A 15923-nucleotide genomic window follows, 5' to 3' on the forward strand; every position below is an offset into this window, starting at 1 on the left:
CGGTGATCCATCACGTCCAATTATGTTGCCCCGCAGGCGCGGAGGGCCGGCAGCGCGGCTTCTACACCGGCGTGCTCGGGTGGCCCGAGCTGCCGAAGCCGCCGCTGCTGGCCGCCCGTGGCGGTTACTGGTTCCGCGTCCCGGGCCGCGGCGGTCCGGACGGCGAACTGCATATCGGCGTGGCGGCCGACTTCCGCCCGGCCACCAAGGCGCACCCGGCGTTCGTCGTGGACATCGACGCCGCCGCCGAAGCGGTGTCGGCCGCCGGGTACCCGGTCGTCTGGGCCGATCCGGCGGAGATTCCGGGGCGGCGACGATTCCACACGCACGACGCGGTGGGCAACCGGGTGGAGTTCCTGGCCGACTGATAGTCGGTGGACCGTCGTGCGGTCGCGGGGTGCCGTACCGGGATGACCGGTCGTCAGTCCAACTGCCAGGTGATGCGGATGCCCGCGGAGATCTCGCTCTCGCCCAGTTCGACCGGGATGGCGGCGGCGCGATAGGCCTCCATCGGGGCGGACATGGACTGCGCGCGCGGGACGGGCGGCGCGGAGGCGGTGTTCTCCGTGATCTCCAGGACCTTGCCGAGCGAGCGCTGCGCGCGCCGCGCGTACTGCTCGGCCTTGGCCATGGCGTTCTCCCACGCGGCGTCGCGGGCCCGGGTGAGCAACGATTCCTGGTCGGCGAAGGTGAGGACGAGACCGCCGAGACGGACGTCGTCGCCGCCCGCATCGACGCAGTTGGCGATGACGGTACCCGGGGCGGGATCGGCATCCTCGCCGATCTCGCGCAACGCGACCGTCAGCGACGTGGTGGCGAGGTATCCCGTGATGCGGTTGCCCTGGCCCTCGGTCCACACCGTCTCGGTCTGCACCGACAGTCCGCTGGTGGCGATGTCCGCGCCGTCGACGCCGTCGGATCGCAGCGACCGCGCGACCGCGGCGACGCGCGCACCGGCCTGGCTGTAGGCGAGCGCGACCTTGCTCGCTCGCGACTCGACGGAGATCGTCACCCGCATCAGGTCCGGAGTGGCGCGGGCGGTGCCGTGCCCGTAGGTCGTGACGCTGCCCGCACGCGACTCGTTCTTCTTGCTCACCGGACTCTCCTCGTCGGTCGCTGTCGATCCGTACCGCACCATCGTGCCTGTTCACCAGCCGCCGCGGCGTGCCGCGATCGCGCTGACCGCGTCGATCCCGCGTGGATCGAGCGCCGGGGGCTCCAGGCGCGGAGTATGCCGGGCGAGCGCGGCATGTCGCCGAGGGCGCGCTCGCGGTCGCCGGTGCGCGCCGCGGCGGCGTGGACCGCCGCACGCGGTCGGCTCGCCCCGGTGAGTCCGAGGAGCAGCACCGGAATTGCTCGGAACGGCGCAGAGGTGGTGGTCAGCGATCGGCGAGGCGGTGGTCGTCGCGCCCGAATTGATCTTCCGTAGCTCCGGCCCTCGGCGGAGTCCGGGCAATCGGCGAACGAATCGTGTTGCCTGGCAGCAAGTTCGAATAACGCGGTGGTCCGGCGTTCCGGGACGGCCGCCTCGGCGCCGCCGACCGGCATCGGCGGGCCTGCGCGCAACCCCACCGGGTTCGACGGTCCGCGAGACCAGTTGCTCGGGCTGCACCACCCTGTCACTCTAGGCCGGGTACCGTATGTCGAGGCTCACATTTCGACGCCTTGTCGGTCGGTGTGACCGTTCTCGTGCGGGAGCGTCGGCCGCCGCTCCGTAGACTGATCTGGATCAGATGCGCTATCCGGAGGGAGCTAGTTCAGGTGGGAGTGCTTTCCCGGGTCGACACACCCGATGATCTGCGCCGGCTGACCGTGCCGCAAGTGCGCGAGCTGGCGGAGGAGATCCGCGAGTTCCTGGTGCGCAAAGTCGCCGCGACCGGCGGGCACCTCGGCCCCAACCTCGGTGTGGTCGAGCTCACCATCGCGCTGCACCGGATCTTCGACTCACCGGCCGACCCGTTGATCTTCGACACCGGGCACCAGGCCTACGTGCACAAGATCCTGACCGGCCGCAAGGACCAGTTCGACTCGCTGCGCAAGCAGGGCGGCCTGTCCGGCTACCCGAGCCGCGCCGAGAGCGCCCACGACTGGGTGGAGTCCTCACATGCCTCGGCGGCGCTGTCCTACGCGGACGGTCTGGCGAAGGCGTTCGCGCTGAGCGGGCAGGACCGGCACGTGGTCGCCGTCGTCGGCGACGGCGCGCTCACCGGCGGCATGTGCTGGGAGGCGCTCAACAACATCGCCGCCGCCCCGGACCGCCCGGTGGTCATCGTGGTCAACGACAACGGCCGCTCCTACGCTCCCACCATCGGCGGCTTGGCCGAACGGCTCACGGCGCTGCGCACCCAGCCCGCCTACGAACACGCGCTGGACGCGGGCAAGCGCATCTTGAAGAGCATCCCCCGGGTGGGCGAGTCGGCGTACTCGATGGTGCACGCGGTGAAGGCGGGCATCAAGGACGCGGTCAGCCCGCAGGAGCTGTTCAGCGACCTGGGCCTCAAGTACGTCGGGCCGGTGGACGGCCACGACGTGGTCGCCTTGGAGGCGGCGCTGCGCCGGGCCAAGGACTTCGGCGGCCCCGTCGTGGTGCACGCGGTAACGCAGAAGGGCCGCGGTTACGCGCCGGCCGAGAATCACGTCGCCGACCAGATGCACGCCTGCGACCCCATCGATCCGCTGACCGGCGTCCCCGTCGGCGGTCCGAAGGCGCGCGGCTGGACGTCGGTGTTCTCCGAGGAGCTGATCGCGCAGGCCGAGCGTCGCGCCGACATCGTCGCCATCACCGCGGCGATGCCGGGCCCGACCGGGCTGGCCGCCTTCGGGGAGCGTTTCCCCGACCGGATGTTCGACGTCGGCATCGCCGAACAGCACGCCATGGCCTCCGCGGCGGGGCTCGCGCTCGGCGGCATGCATCCGGTGGTGGCGATCTACTCGACGTTCCTCAACCGCGCTTTCGACCAGTTGCTGATGGACGTGGCGCTGCTGAAACAACCGGTCACCGTGGTGCTGGACCGCGCGGGCATCACCGGCTCCGACGGCGCCAGCCACAACGGCATGTGGGATCTGTCGGTCCTCGGGATCATCCCCGGTATCCGGGTCGCGGCTCCGCGCGACGCCGCGACCCTGCGCGAGGAACTGGCCGAGGCGCTGGCCGTCAACGACGGGCCCACGGCGCTGCGTTTCCCGAAAGGCAGTGTGGCCGAGGACATCTCCGCGGTGGAACGGCTGGACGGCATCGATGTGCTGCGGATGGCCGAGCCGGAGGGCGGCTCGGTGCAGGCGGTGCACGGCGACGTCCTGCTCGTCGCGGTGGGATCATTCGCGGGCGCGGCCCTGGAAGCGGCGAACCTGCTGGATTCCGAAGGTATTTCGGTCACCGTTATCGACCCGCGCTGGGTCCTGCCGGTCTCGGACACCCTGCTGAAGCTCGCGGAGAACTACCGGCTCGTCGTCACGCTCGAAGACGGCGGGCTGCACGGCGGCATCGGCTCGACGGTGTCGGCTCGCCTGCGCAACTCCGGGCTGGATGTCCCCACCCGCGATCTCGGTGTGCCGCAACAGTTCCTGGACCATGCCTCGCGCGGCGAGGTGCACACCGAACTCGGCCTCACCGGCCCCGACATCGCCCGGCGGATCAGCGGATGGCTGGCCGCCCGCTGACGCCGCGGCCGAACCGCCGGGCCGGGTCCTAGTCCCCCGGCCGCAGCGCGACGGCCAGCAGCGGTACCGCGAGTTCCCGTTGCCAGGGCCGGGCGCCCCCCGACTTGAGGAACCCGTCGACCGCGGAGGGTTCGGCCACCTCGTAGTCGGGCAGCCCGTCCCAGCACAGGCGGCGGACCAGGTCCGGCGCGAGCAAATTCTCCACCGGGATCGAGTGCTCGGTCGACAGCTCGCCCATGGCGGCTCGTGCCCTGGTCAGGCGGGCCGCCGCGGCCGGGTCGCGACGCTCCCAGCGGTTGACCGGCGGCGGACCGTCGAACGGCTGGGTGAGCGGCGGCAGCTCGCTGTCCTCCAGCGTGCGGCCGCGCTCGATCGCCGCGAGCCATTCGCGGGAGTACCGGCGCTGCCGCGGACCGCCGAACACCGGCAGCGTGCGCAACTGCGCGATGGATTTCGGTTCCGCGACCGCCGCGGCGATGATCGCGGCGTCGGGAAGGATGCGAGCGGGCGCCACGTCACGGGCGCGGGCCAGCGCGTCCCGGGTGGTCCACAGCTCGCGCACCACCGCGAGCTGCCTGGTGCGGCGCAGCGTGTGGATGCCCGAAGTGCGCCGCCAGCGCTCGGCCTTCGGCGCGGGCGGATCCAAGGTGCGAATGTGCTCGAATTCCTGTGCGGCCCAATCCGACTTACCCTGCTCGTCGAGAGCGGCGGCCACCGAGTCGCGCAGTTCGAGCAACAATTCCACGTCCAGGGCTGCGTAATTCAGCCATTCGGCGGGCAGCGGCCGGGTGGACCAGTCGGCCGCCCCGTGCCCCTTGCGCAGCGCACGGCCCAGCAGCCGCTCCACCATCGCGGCCAGCCCGACGCGTTCGAAACCCGCCAGGCGCCCGCCCAATTCGGTGTCGAACAGCCGGGCCGGACGCAAGCCGAGTTCGGCCAGACCGGGCAGGTCCTGGTCCGCGGAGTGCAGCACCCATTCGAGTCCGTTGATCGCCTCGGCCAGCGGGGCGAGGGCGTCGGTGACCGGAATGGGATCGATGAGGAACGTGCCCGCGCCCGCGCGGCGCAATTGGATCAGGTACGCGCGCGCCGAGTAGCGGAACCCGGAGGCACGCTCGGCGTCCACGGCCAGCGGCCCGGTGCCCGCGATCAGCCGGGCGGCGGCCGCGCTGATCTCGGCGGCGGTGTCCAGTACCGGTGGCACGCCCTCCACCGGCGCGAGCAGGGGCGTCGCGGCCGAGGCTTCGGATTCGTCTGGTACGGACATGGTGATGAACTTTACGTGCCGACTCCAGGGCGCCGCCGTCCTATCACCGCATAAGTGTGTCGGCGGATCGGGCCCGGCATGCCGCCGGAGGGGGCAACTGCTGTTCCGGCGCAGGTCACGTCATGCCAGGGACGTACTCAGGGGTGATCGCCGGACAGCCCGGGTGGTACCTGCAGCTGGGTCACCCCGGCCGGTGGCAGCCCCGCCGCGTAGGCCAGCACCTCGCAGAACGCCTCGAGGTGCGGGCGCAGGTCGGTGGTGACGGGCGTCCACGAGGCGCGTAGTTCCAGTTGGTGGGCGCGCGGCGGACCGGCGATATCCCCGTAGCGCACCGAGCTGGTCGAGGTCACCGTGCCGCCGAGCGCGGTGAACGGTTCGGTCCGCGACTCCAGCGCGTCCACCAGCCAGCTCCACGCCACCTCGGGCAGCAAGGGGTCGGTGGCGAGCGCGGCGTCGATGTCGGCCTGGATATAGGCGACCAGACGTAGGGTGCCGTGCCAGGTGTCGTCGCCGTCCGGGTCGTGCAGCAGGATCAGCCTGCCGAACGCGTCGCCTTCGGAATCGGCCGGTACCACAGGGGTTTCCGGATGTGCGACCTCCGCGCCGATGGCGTAGGAGTACGGTGCGAGTCGTTGCGGCGGCCGGATGGGCGCGAGCTCGATCCGAGGGTGCACGGTAGCGGTGCCCATCGCCTCGACCGCGGCGCGAAATTGAGCTGGCTCGCCATGAGGTCCTTCGGTCGGTGCGGCGCCGTCGCGGAAGTCGAGCGGTGTCACGAATGCTGACGGTAGACCTTGTGCACCCGGCGCAGTCGGAGGCGCGCCGCTACAGGCGATGCGGCGACTGCGCGGTCATCTCCGCCGCCTCCGCGTCCGCCCCTGCGGGCGGGCCCGCATACGATAGCCGTGATGAGCACTCAAACCCGCCGCCGGTTGACCGATGCCCCGTTCCTGGCCGCCGCTACCGGCGCGACGCCCAGCAGGCGTCCGGTGTGGTTCATGCGCCAGGCCGGACGCTCGCTGCCCGAATACCGCGAGGTGCGGGCGGGCATCGGGATGCTCGAGTCCTGCTTCGATCCGGAGCTGGTGTGCGAGATCACCTTGCAGCCGATCCGCAGGCATCGGGTGGACGCCGCGATCTTGTTCTCCGACATCGTCGTTCCGCTCAAAGCGGCCGGAATCGATCTGGACATCGTGCCGGGCGTGGGGCCGGTGGTCGCTGCGCCCGTGCGCACCGTCGACGACGTGCGCGCGCTGCCCCGGTTGCGTCCCGAGGAGGTCGGGGCGGTCACCGACGGCGTGCGCCTGCTGCTGGACGCGCTGGGGGAGACGCCGCTGATCGGGTTCGCGGGCGCGCCGTTCACCCTCGCCTCCTACCTGGTTGAGGGCGGTCCGAGCAAGAACCACGAGCGCACCAAGGCGATGATGTACGCCGACCCGCAGACCTGGCACGCATTGCTCGGCGTGCTCACCGACATCACGATCGCGTTCCTGCAGGCTCAGTTGGCGGCGGGTGTCGACGCGGTACAGCTGTTCGACTCCTGGGCCGGCGCGCTCTCGCTGGCCGACTACCGCAGGTTCGTGCTCCCGCATTCGGAGCGGGTGTTCGCCGAGATCGCCGACGCGGGCGTGCCGCGGATCCACTTCGGTGTGGGCACCGGCGAGCTGCTCGGCGCCATGGGTGAGGCGGGCGCCGACGTGGTCGGCGTCGACTGGCGGGTGCCGCTGACCGATGCCGTCCGCCGCGTCGGGCCCGGAAAAGCGTTGCAGGGCAATCTCGATCCCGCCGTGCTGTTCGCCGGGCCCGAGGCGGTCGAGGCGCAGGCCAGGCGGATCGTGCGGGAAGCGGACGAGGCGATCACGCTCGGCGCGACCGGGCACATCTTCAACCTCGGCCACGGGGTGCTCCCGGACACCGATCCGGGCGTGCTGACCGCCTTGGTGGAGCTCGTCCACGAACTCTGAGTGCGAGGAACGCGGGACCAGGTTCGGGGCGGCGCCACAGCTGGCGCGCCGACTGCTCGACGTCGGCGCGCCGCTGCTCGGTAGGTCGCAGAGGTCGGACGGCGGGTGCGCTGACGTTGCGTCGGGCGTGGCCGGTGATCGGCGAGCACACAGCGTTGCCGAGGGGTGTCGACGCACTGAGCTGGGCAAGCGCGCGAGTCGCGCCCGACGGCAGATCGACAGGCCGAGCCAGTCCACGCCGGTCGTCGTGTGCCGCTGGTCATACGGCGCCGACCGTTCGATGTTCATGTCCGCGGCACGCGATACGGTCGAGGCATGCGTATCGCGGTGGTCGGCGGCGGGATCAGTGGGCTGGTGGCCGCGTATCGGTTGCGGACGGCGCTCGGATCGGAAGCCGACGTGCTCGTGCTCGATCGGGCCGAGCGGGTCGGCGGCATCCTCTACACCGGTGAATTGGCCGGGGAGCCACTGGATCTGGGGGCCGAAGCGTTCGTCGGACGGCGGCCGGAAGTGCCCGCGTTGCTGCGTGAACTCGGGCTCGAGTCGCAGCTGGTGACCCCCGCCGGGTTGCGGCCGCTGGTGTGGTCGTCCGGATCGGCGCATCCGATGCCGGAAGGCACACTGATGGGTGTCCCGGCGAATGCCGAGTCGATGCGCGGGCTGGTCGACGACGCCACGCTGGCCCGGATTGCCGCCGAGCCCGATCGGCCCCTGACCTGGGAGCCCGGTTCCGATGTCGACGTCTATAGCCTGGTCGCCGACCGGTTCGGCGCGCAGGTCGCCGAGCGCAGCGTGGATCCGCTGCTCGGCGGGGTGTACGCGGGCAGTTCCCGTTCCATCGGTGTCCGCGCGGCGCTGCCCACGCTGGCCGCCGCGCTGGACGATGGTGCGCCCAGCCTCACCGCCGCCGTCGGCGCCGCGTTGCCGCCGCCGTCGAACGCGCCGGTCTTCGGCGGAATCCGCGACGGCTACCGGGTGCTGCTCGAGGCACTCGCCGAGCGCTCCGGTGCGAGATTCGTCACCGCGACACCGGGGACGCGCCTGGCCAAGGGTCTGCGTGGCTGGGTGGTCGACCCGATCGGCGCCGTCGACGCGGTAGTGCTCGCCACCCCCGCGCCGGTGACCGCACGGCTGCTGAAGGCCATCGCCCCCGCCGCGGCGGCGGAACTGGCGGGCGTCGAACTGTCCTCGTCGGTCGTGGTCGCACTGGCGCTGCCACGCGAGACCGACTTGCCGCGCAACTCAGGCATCCTGGTGGCCACCGGAGAACCGCTGCGCGCCAAGGCGTTCACCCTCTCCAGCCGCAAATGGACGCATCTCGCGCAGCGCGCGACAGCCCTCGTCCGAGTCTCCTTCGGCAAGTTCGGGGACGACTCTGTGCTGTCGTGGCCCGATTCCGAACTCGTCACCGCAGCCGGCGAGGACCTGGCCACCGTCACCGGGGTCGCCATCGAGCCGGTCGCGGCGGTCGTCCAGCGCTGGCCGGGCGGTCTCGCTCAGTACGCGCCCGGCCACCCCGCCCGCATCGCGGCCGTCGAAGCCGAGGTCGCGACGCTCGACGGCCTGGCCGTGGCCGGTGCGTACCTGCACGGCGTCGGCGTACCCGCGTGCGTCGCCTCCGGTGCGGCCGCGGCGAGCCGTATCGTCGCGCGACTCGGCGCGAACTCCGCGCGCTGAGCTACTTCGGCCCCTGGCGAATCCGCACGGCCCGATGCGGCCACCGAGGGCGATCGCCGACCGGTCCACAGGCCGATGGTCGGCGCGGCCGCGAATTTCTTGTGCTCGCGCGCGCTCAGCCGAGTGCCGCGACGTTCGAGGAGAGCGGGCGGCGTTCCGGTGCCTGCCCGGCGGATCACGTGGCGCCGGGCGAGTGGCACGATGGTGCTATGGCGCGACTCGACTATGAGGCTCTCAACTCCACCATCCGCTACCTGATGTTCTCGGTCTTCCAGGTACAGCCCGGAGTGCTGGGCGAGGACCGGGCCGCCGCGACGAAGGAGGCCAAGGCGTTCTTCGACGGTCTCGCCGACCGCGACGTCGTGGTGCGCGGCATCTACGACGTGGCGGGGATGCGCGCCGACGCGGATTTCATGATCTGGACGCACGCCGAACGCGTCGAGGACCTGCAGGCGGCCTACGCCGATTTCCGCCGCACCACCGAACTGGGCCGGGCCAGTGCGCCGGTCTGGAGCAACGCGGCGCTGCACCGTCCGGCCGAGTTCAACAAGAGCCACATCCCGGCGTTCCTGGCCGGTGAGGACCCGGGGGCCTACATCTGCGTGTACCCGTTCGTCCGGTCCTACGAGTGGTACCTGCTGCCCGACGAGGAGCGCCGCCGGATGCTGGCCGAACACGGCAAGGCCGCGCGTGGGTATCCGGACGTGCGGGCCAACACCGTCAGCTCGTTCGCGCTCGGCGACTACGAATGGATCCTGGCCTTCGAGGCGCCCGAGCTGCACCGCATCGTCGACTTGATGCGCGATCTGCGGGCCACCGACGCCCGGAAGCACGTGCGCGAAGAGATCCCGTTCTTCACCGGCCCCCGCGTCGAGATCGAGAAACTGATCGCCGCCCTGCCCTGAGGCGCAGGCGGGGAATTCGCTTGTCGCGCTCGGTTGCCGGTCGGTAGGCCGACGGTAGCGGCCCCGCCGATGCCGGCGGGCATTCCGGCGCGGGAGATCGGCCTACCCAGCTCGGCTGCCCGGTCTGCCTGACGGCTCCGCCTGGTCGGCGGCCGACGCGGTGAGCGTCGCAGGCCGCCGCGGCAGGAGGGCCGGTCACCCCGAGGCCGCTTGCCCAGAGTTTTCGGGGCATGCGCCGCGCGCTGGAACTCCGTACGCTGCGGTGAGCGTCGGGCTGTTACTCCGCTGCGCTGTCCGAGGGGTGCAGCCGCAGGGCGATGGAGTTGATGCAGTAGCGCTTGTCGGTGGGCGTGTTGTACCCCTCGCCCTCGAACACGTGGCCGAGGTGGCTGTGGCAATTCGCGCACAGCACTTCGACCCGGCGCATACCGAGCGTGTCGTCCGGCCGGAGAATCACCGCGTCGGACGCCGCCGGATCGAAGAAGGAGGGCCAGCCGCAGTGCGAGTCGAATTTCTCGGCGCTGTGGAACAGTTCGGCGCCACACGCCCGGCACACGTAGACGCCTTCGGTTGTGGTGTCGGTGTATTCGCCGGTGAACGGCCGCTCGGTGGCAGCCTCGCGCAGCACCGCGTATTCCTCGGGGTCCAGCTTCGACCGCCATTCCTGCGGCGAGAGCTGGATGCGCGGCGCGGGGAGGGAGGTCTCGGCTTCGAAACTCATGGCTCCACGCTAATACGATTCTGCTCCAGGGGTGCCGAACCGTTGTGTGGCCGGGAAGTGTCCGCAGCGAAAGCGGGTTCGGTCGCCGGGGCGGGTGGTCGCGGCGCGCCGTCGCGGGAGTCCGGTGCGGACGCCATCCAGGCGGGGTCGAGCCCGAACGGCAGCCGGCCTTCCCGTCGCGCGGCCAGATAGCGCTCGCCGAGCACGCAGAACACGACGATCAGCAGCAGCCCCCAGCCGAAGGTGATGCGCAGGTACTCCACGTTGCGCCCGATGTGCTGCCAGCGGTCCGACAGCCACTTGTCGTAGCTCATGAACCCGAAGATCGCCAGCCAGGCGGGCCAGTTGCGCAGCACCGAATTGCGCAGCACCACCGTCATCAGGAACGGGAACAGCATCATCGAGTAGTACATCTGCCCGAGCGAGCTGAGCAGGAACGAGGCCGTCAGCAGCACGCCGGAGGCGGTGCAGACGAAGAACAGTTCGTCCTCGCGGTAGTAGCGGTACAGCAACCACAGCGAGATCAGTACGAGCACGCCGAGCACCACGCGCATGCCCCAGGTCAGCCACGGCGGCAGGCCGTAGTACTCGCCGTTGCCGACGATCGCGCTGTTGAAATAGTCGCGGGATTCGAAAATGTAGGGCGCGGTGCGCGTGAGGAACTTCTCCGGGTCCTTCGACAGCGGCCAGGCGATCGCCGTCAGCGCCAGCGGCACGCCGAGCGCGGTCACGAACACCTTCCATTGCCCGCGCACCAGCGCGATCAACAGCAAGGGGGCCAGCGTAGGTTTGACCGCGATACTCAATCCGAGCGCGGCCCCTGCCCAGAGGTCCCGCCGTTTCAGCAGGAGGTGGATGAAGATCAGCTCCGCCAGCAGCACGCAGCCGTTGACGTTGGTGAACACCAGCGTGTTGATCACGGTCTCGGACGTGAACATCGCCAGCAGCAGCGCGGGCGCGGCGACCGAGTTCAGCGTGTACCGGAACAGCCGCAGCAGCAGGTACCACGCGACGAGGATCGCGATCGCGTTCAGGCCGATGAACAGCCAGCGCGACTTCTCGTAGTCGATGGCCGCGATCGGCGCGATCAGCAGGGTGCCGCTGGGCGGGTACAGATAATGCGGGTCCACCGAGTCGAAGTTCGCGGTGTAGACCGGGCGCCCGTTCAGGAAGTCGAGGGACGCCTGGTAGACCGGCTTGTAATCATCGGTGATGAAGCCGTTGACAGCCTTGATGAACACCCGGTTCAGCACCGTCATGACCGCCAGCGGCCAGAGTGCGAACTTGATCACCTCGGCGGTGGTGCGAGCAGTGCGGGGCTCGAGCTGTCGAAGGAACACTGGGGCACGGTACACCGGATCGGTTACCGGTGGTTGCCGGGACCTGCCTGACGCGTCGCTCCAGCGGCTCCCGGCGCCGAGTTCAGGCGGGGCAGGCGGTGCCGTCCGCGGGAAGTTTGCCGTCCTTCAGATAGTCGAGCACCGCCCGCTGCGCGCACGCGGAGTGCGTGGCCACCGGATGGCCGAAGCCCTGCCAGGACAGCGCCGCGTAACGAGCGCCCGCCGCACCGAGCGCGCCGGTCACCGACGACTGACCGGCGTTGCCGACCACCGGATCGGCGACCCCGCCGAGCACGAGCACCGGAATACCGAGCTTCTCCGGCAGCGGGGGCGCGGTCGACACCGGCCAGGCCGCGCACTCCATCAAGGCGATGGCCGCCGCTTTGCCGAAGACGGGGTACTTGCCCGCCCAGGTGCTCGACAGTTCGGTGGCTTTGTCCGGCGTGGGCGGCTGCTGAATGTCGGTGCACCGGTTGACGAACTGGCCGTCGTTCTCGGTGGCCGCGGCTTCGCGCGTGATCAGGTTGCTCAGCGCCCCGCGATCGCCGCGTCCCGCCGCGGCGAGGGCATCGGACAGTTCGGCGACCCGGCTGACCTGGTCGGCCCGCGGGCTGCCGAGGAAGCCCGACAACGCGGTCAGCAACGCGTTCGCCGAAATGTCGCCGAGCCCGCCGCTCCCGGCCCGGTTCACCAGATCGGTGACCGCGGCGCGTGGGTCGGCGCCGAGCGAGCAGCCGAGGCCGACGCAGCGCTGGGCGAACGCCGTCAACGCCGCCTCGGCGCCCTGCACGGTCTGCTCCGCGCGGGTCACGGCGTCCGTTCCGACCGGCTCGGGGGAGTCGAGCACCAACCGGGCGAGGTGGTCGCCGTATTTGCGGGCGTAGCTCAGCGCGACCTTCGCGCCGTTGCCCGTGCCGAGCAGCGTGATGTGCTCGACCTGCCACTGCCTGCGCAACTGCTCGATGTCGTCGGCGGCGTGCGGTGCGTCGAAGGTGCCTTCGTAGGGCTGTAGGAAGTCGCGGCAGGCGATGGTGCCGTCCTGGCTCAGCTTGACCATCCGGGCCACCGGGTCGCCCTCGCCGGGACCGGACTGGGCATTGTCGGCCAAGCCGCGGCGGATCTCCGATGGCAGGCAATCGATCGGCTGCGAGGTGCCGATGCCGCGCCGGTCCACCGCGACGATCGGGCGTGCGGCCAGCAGCGCGGAGGCCGGGCCGGCGGCCAAACCGGCCAGGGTGGCCGACGAGGAACGATCCGAACCGGAGGTGAGCACCAGCGGCGGCACATCGGTCGGCGTCTGCGGCAGCCGGGCCCGCATCGCGCCGGCGCGGAAGTTGCCCAGCACGGCGCCGTTCGAGTCGATCGGGGTGGAGTACTCGGCGCAGTCGAGCACGAGCCCAGCCGGGGCGGGGCCGAGCCCGAGCTCGTCCAGGGTCGGCTGCGTGCACTCCCGCCAGCTGAGGTCGGTCCTGGGCAGTTCGGCGCTCGGCGGCGCGGCAGGCGCGGCGGAGGTCGTCGCGGTGCCCGCCACGGGCGGGCGCTGCACCGCGACGCCGGGACGATCCGACGGTCCCGCGCCGCAACCGGCGGTCACGATCGAGAGAGTGGCGGCAAGCACGGCGGCCCGAGTCCAGCGCATTGCTACAGCCTGCCAGGTTCGGGCGGTTCTTTCATCGACGGGCCCACCGGGTGAGCATCGTGCCGTCGTCGTCCAGCAGGACGTGCGCGCGGGTCATGCGGAGGCGGAACTCGTGCGCGGACAGCGAGATTCGCCGCGCGGCGCCACCGACCAGCAGCGGCGCGGTGGTCAGGCAGAGCTCGTCCATTACGTCGGCCTCCAGCAGTTCGCCGAACAGGTGCGGGCCGCCCTCGGTCAGCACGCGCAGCAGGCCGCGCTCGGCGAGCACGCGCAGCAAGCCGCTGGGTGTCACCACGATGTCACCCGCTTCGATCACCTCGGCGCCCGCGTCCGCCAGTCGCTGTTTGCGGTCGGCGGGCGCGGTGGCCGTCGTGATGATCAACGGCGGCACCTGGGTGTCGGTGAGCAGGCGCGCGCCGGGTTCGATCGCCGCGCTCGCCGTGACCACCGCGATCGGCGGCGGTGCGCCGTTGGGATGCCCGCCGATGCCGCGCTCGTGGTGCGCGCGCCTGCGCGCCGGATCGGTGCGCGCACCGCCGTAGTTCTCCGCGCGCGCCGTGCCCGCGCCGACCACGATCACCTCCGCCAGTTCCCGCAGCAGCATGAACACCGTGCGGTCGGCCGGCGTGCCCAACCCTTCGGTCAGGTTCCCGCTGGTGGCGGCGCCGTCGATACTGGAGACGAAATTGGCGCGCACCCAAGGCGCGTCGCGGTCGGTGGGAAACGCGTACAACTGCGCGAGGTCGTCCGGGCTGAGCCCTGTGAGCTGGATCGCATTGTGGCTACGCTGCATGAGACCAGATCACACCACGTCTCTAGGCTTCGTCCATGCAAGAACGCCTCGTCGATCGTCACCCGGAGGTCCCGGCCGATCAACTCGTCGCCCAAATGGTGCCCCCGCCGATGTTCGACGAGGTGAGTTTCGCCTCCTACATCCCCGATCCGAAGGAACCCAGCCAGGCGGCCGCGGTCGGCAAGGCCGAGGAGTTCGCCGGGCAGGTCGCCAAGATCAGCAAGGCCGTCCACAAGAAGAGCTTCTTCGGCAAGAGGAAGCAGATCAGTGGCGCCGGCCTGTATCTGGACGGCGGGTTCGGCGTCGGCAAGACCCACCTGCTGGCCTCGATCTTCCACAGCTCGCCCGCGCCCAAGTCGTTCGGTACGTTCGGCGAGCTGACCAACCTGGTGGGCGCGCTCGGTTTCGCCAACGCACTCGAGCGGCTCTCGGGCAACAGCGTGCTGTGCATCGACGAGTTCGAACTCGACGACCCGGGCGACACCATGCTGGTGTCCCGGCTGCTCACCGAACTGTCCGCGGCCGGTGTGTCCATCGCCGCCACGTCCAACACCTTGCCCGGTCAGCTCGGCGAAGGACGCTTCGCCGCACAGGATTTCCTGCGCGAGATCAAGAAGCTGGGCGCGATCTTCGAGGCGGTGCGCGTCGACGGGCCGGACTACCGTCACCGTGATCTGCCCCCGGCGCCGGAGCCCACCGCGCCGGAGCTGCTGGCCGAACGGGCGGCGGGCACACCGGGCTCCACCCTCGACGAGTTCGACGCGCTGCTCAAGCACCTGAGCACGCTGCACCCGTCGAAGTACGGCGCGCTGATCTCCGGGGTCTCGTCGGTGTTCGTCTCGAACGTGCACCCGGTCACCGATCAGGCCGTGGCGCTGCGCATCGTGGTGCTGGCCGACCGGCTCTACGACGCGAGCGTCCCGGTGACGGTATCGGGCGCGAAGCTCGACGAGATCTTCTCGGCCGAGATGCTCGAGGGCGGCTACCGCAAGAAGTATCTGCGCGCCATCTCGCGCCTGCTCGCGCTGTCGCGCTTCGAAGTCGCGGCCTAGCGCGGGTTCGCTCGTGGCGGTTCGGCAGCAGCGACGCATGGAAGCACCGCAGACCCGATGATCGGAAGACTGGTATGACCTCTCGTTTCCGCGCCCCGGTGGCCATGGCGGCCGGTCTGGCGATCGCCTTCGGGCCGGTCGCCGGTGCCGCACTCGCCGACCGGCCCGCGGCACCGGCCGTCGTCGCCGATCCCTCGCTGCACTTGCAGGGCGTGCAGAACGCCCGCGACATCGGCGGATACCGTACGGGTGACGGCAGGATCGTGCGCACCGGCCTGGTGTACCGGACCGGGCAGTTGAACAACGCGACCGCAGGCGATGTGGCCGCGCTGACCGACCGCCGCGTTCGCTCCGTGCACGACCTGCGCACGGTCTACGAGCGCGCGCTCGGACCGGACCGGATGCCCGAGGGCGCGACGGCGCACTGGTCGGACGTGATCGGCCAGGCTCCGCCGGAGGTCCTCGCCACCACACTCACCGGGGGTGACGGGCTCTACCGCGCGTTCCTCACCGCGCCCGGCGCGAACGAGGCGTTCGCCTCCGTGCTGCGCGACATCATCGGCGCCGACGGGGCGGTGCTGTTCCACTGCACCGCGGGAAAGGACCGCACCGGCTGGACGGCCGCCGTGCTGCTGACCCTGCTCGGTGTCGATCGCGCCACCGTCACCGAGGATTACCTGCTGTCCAACCGGTACCGCGACGCGCGTGCGGACGATCCGCTGAACGGCGTGCAGCGGTCCTGGCTGGACGCCGCCTTCGACCAGATGGATCGGACCTACGGCAGTTTCGGCGCCTATGTCCGGGACGGATTGCGACTCGACGACCGCGAGGTCGCCGCCCTGCGAGCGCGTTTGCTCGGCTGAGCGCGGCGTCTCGGGGGAGCGTCCACTTCGGCCGTCCGCCAC

14 protein-coding genes are annotated in these 15923 nt (G+C 70.8%); 7 read left to right on the plus strand and 7 right to left on the minus strand.

Annotated features, from left to right (window positions below; genetic code table 11):
- Nucleotides 1–2 precede the first annotated feature (2 nt).
- A complete protein-coding gene (locus LTT66_RS24805) occupies nucleotides 3–368 on the plus strand; it encodes a VOC family protein (RefSeq protein ID WP_233060865.1) in 366 nt (121 codons plus the stop codon).
- A 53-nt stretch (nucleotides 369–421) separates the two neighbouring features.
- Here LTT66_RS24805 and LTT66_RS24810 read toward each other — a convergent pair whose 3' ends face one another.
- Nucleotides 422–1096 carry an SIMPL domain-containing protein gene (locus LTT66_RS24810; protein WP_233060866.1) on the minus strand — a complete coding sequence of 225 codons (675 nt, stop codon included), beginning with the start codon at nucleotides 1094–1096 and terminating at the stop codon, nucleotides 422–424.
- Between the two features lie 665 nt (nucleotides 1097–1761).
- Between LTT66_RS24810 and dxs the strand changes: the two genes are divergently transcribed.
- On the plus strand, nucleotides 1762–3660 hold the full coding sequence (gene dxs, locus LTT66_RS24815; protein WP_181722101.1) for a 1-deoxy-D-xylulose-5-phosphate synthase: 1899 nt from the start codon (nucleotides 1762–1764) through the stop codon (nucleotides 3658–3660).
- Nucleotides 3661–3688: 28 nt separating this feature from the next.
- Here dxs and LTT66_RS24820 read toward each other — a convergent pair whose 3' ends face one another.
- Together LTT66_RS24820 and LTT66_RS24825 are read right to left on the minus strand one after the other, a co-directional pair.
- Nucleotides 3689–4927 (minus strand): HRDC domain-containing protein, encoded by a 1239-nt coding sequence (locus LTT66_RS24820; RefSeq protein WP_233060867.1) that lies wholly within the window; start codon nucleotides 4925–4927, stop codon nucleotides 3689–3691.
- A 137-nt stretch (nucleotides 4928–5064) separates the two neighbouring features.
- Nucleotides 5065–5616 (minus strand): DUF3000 domain-containing protein, encoded by a 552-nt coding sequence (locus LTT66_RS24825; RefSeq protein ID WP_228782027.1) that lies wholly within the window; start codon nucleotides 5614–5616, stop codon nucleotides 5065–5067.
- Between the two features lie 219 nt (nucleotides 5617–5835).
- On the opposite strand from LTT66_RS24825, the gene hemE reads away from it, so the two are divergent.
- The 3 genes from hemE to hemQ all read left to right on the plus strand — a co-directional run bounded on the left by hemE (nucleotide 5836) and on the right by hemQ (nucleotide 9473).
- Nucleotides 5836–6891 carry a uroporphyrinogen decarboxylase gene (gene hemE / locus LTT66_RS24830; protein ID WP_181722098.1) on the plus strand — a complete coding sequence of 352 codons (1056 nt, stop codon included), beginning with the start codon at nucleotides 5836–5838 and terminating at the stop codon, nucleotides 6889–6891.
- Nucleotides 6892–7206: 315 nt separating this feature from the next.
- Complete coding sequence (locus tag LTT66_RS24835) at nucleotides 7207–8568, plus strand: protoporphyrinogen oxidase (protein WP_233060868.1); 1362 nt, start codon at nucleotides 7207–7209, stop codon at nucleotides 8566–8568.
- Nucleotides 8569–8777: 209 nt separating this feature from the next.
- The gene (gene hemQ, locus LTT66_RS24840) at nucleotides 8778–9473 is read left to right on the plus strand and encodes a hydrogen peroxide-dependent heme synthase (protein ID WP_233060869.1); all 696 of its coding nucleotides are present in this window, start codon (nucleotides 8778–8780) and stop codon (nucleotides 9471–9473) included.
- A 277-nt stretch (nucleotides 9474–9750) separates the two neighbouring features.
- Here hemQ and msrB read toward each other — a convergent pair whose 3' ends face one another.
- The 4 genes from msrB to LTT66_RS24860 form a co-directional block, all read right to left on the minus strand.
- Entirely contained in the window at nucleotides 9751–10194 is a 444-nt protein-coding gene (gene msrB, locus LTT66_RS24845; RefSeq protein ID WP_233060870.1) for a peptide-methionine (R)-S-oxide reductase MsrB, read from the minus strand.
- Complete coding sequence (locus LTT66_RS24850) at nucleotides 10191–11534, minus strand: glycosyltransferase family 87 protein (protein WP_269821968.1); 1344 nt, start codon at nucleotides 11532–11534, stop codon at nucleotides 10191–10193. Before LTT66_RS24850 ends, msrB begins: the two co-directional genes overlap by 4 nt.
- An 82-nt stretch (nucleotides 11535–11616) precedes the next feature.
- The gene (locus LTT66_RS24855; RefSeq protein WP_233060872.1) at nucleotides 11617–13173 is read right to left on the minus strand and encodes an alpha/beta hydrolase; all 1557 of its coding nucleotides are present in this window, start codon (nucleotides 13171–13173) and stop codon (nucleotides 11617–11619) included.
- Between the two features lie 31 nt (nucleotides 13174–13204).
- Nucleotides 13205–13966: a pyrimidine reductase family protein gene (locus tag LTT66_RS24860; protein WP_233060873.1), complete on the minus strand. Its 762-nt coding sequence runs from the start codon at nucleotides 13964–13966 to the stop codon at nucleotides 13205–13207.
- A gap of 35 nt (nucleotides 13967–14001) precedes the next feature.
- Here LTT66_RS24860 and zapE point away from each other — a divergent pair, with 35 nt between their 5' ends.
- Both zapE and LTT66_RS24870 read left to right on the plus strand, forming a co-directional pair.
- Complete coding sequence (zapE, locus tag LTT66_RS24865) at nucleotides 14002–15018, plus strand: cell division protein ZapE (RefSeq protein ID WP_233060874.1); 1017 nt, start codon at nucleotides 14002–14004, stop codon at nucleotides 15016–15018.
- Between the two features lie 74 nt (nucleotides 15019–15092).
- A complete protein-coding gene (locus LTT66_RS24870; protein ID WP_233060875.1) occupies nucleotides 15093–15881 on the plus strand; it encodes a tyrosine-protein phosphatase in 789 nt (262 codons plus the stop codon).
- Nucleotides 15882–15923 lie beyond the last annotated feature (42 nt).

Origin of the sequence: Nocardia gipuzkoensis, from assembly GCF_021183645.1 — a bacterium.
GTDB lineage: Bacteria > Actinomycetota > Actinomycetes > Mycobacteriales > Mycobacteriaceae > Nocardia > Nocardia abscessus.

Coding starts and splice junctions, on each gene's coding strand:
- LTT66_RS24820 (WP_233060867.1), bottom strand. CDS start 4,927: ATGTCCGTACCAGACGAATCCGAAGCCTCGGCCGCGACGCCCCTGCTC.
- LTT66_RS24825 (WP_228782027.1), bottom strand. CDS start 5,616: ATGGGCACCGCTACCGTGCACCCTCGGATCGAGCTCGCGCCCATCCGG.
- hemE (WP_181722098.1), top strand. CDS start 5,836: ATGAGCACTCAAACCCGCCGCCGGTTGACCGATGCCCCGTTCCTGGCC.
- LTT66_RS24835 (WP_233060868.1), top strand. CDS start 7,207: ATGCGTATCGCGGTGGTCGGCGGCGGGATCAGTGGGCTGGTGGCCGCG.
- hemQ (WP_233060869.1), top strand. CDS start 8,778: ATGGCGCGACTCGACTATGAGGCTCTCAACTCCACCATCCGCTACCTG.
- msrB (WP_233060870.1), bottom strand. CDS start 10,194: ATGAGTTTCGAAGCCGAGACCTCCCTCCCCGCGCCGCGCATCCAGCTC.
- LTT66_RS24855 (WP_233060872.1), bottom strand. CDS start 13,173: ATGCGCTGGACTCGGGCCGCCGTGCTTGCCGCCACTCTCTCGATCGTG.
- LTT66_RS24860 (WP_233060873.1), bottom strand. CDS start 13,966: ATGCAGCGTAGCCACAATGCGATCCAGCTCACAGGGCTCAGCCCGGAC.
- zapE (WP_233060874.1), top strand. CDS start 14,002: ATGCAAGAACGCCTCGTCGATCGTCACCCGGAGGTCCCGGCCGATCAA.
- LTT66_RS24870 (WP_233060875.1), top strand. CDS start 15,093: ATGACCTCTCGTTTCCGCGCCCCGGTGGCCATGGCGGCCGGTCTGGCG.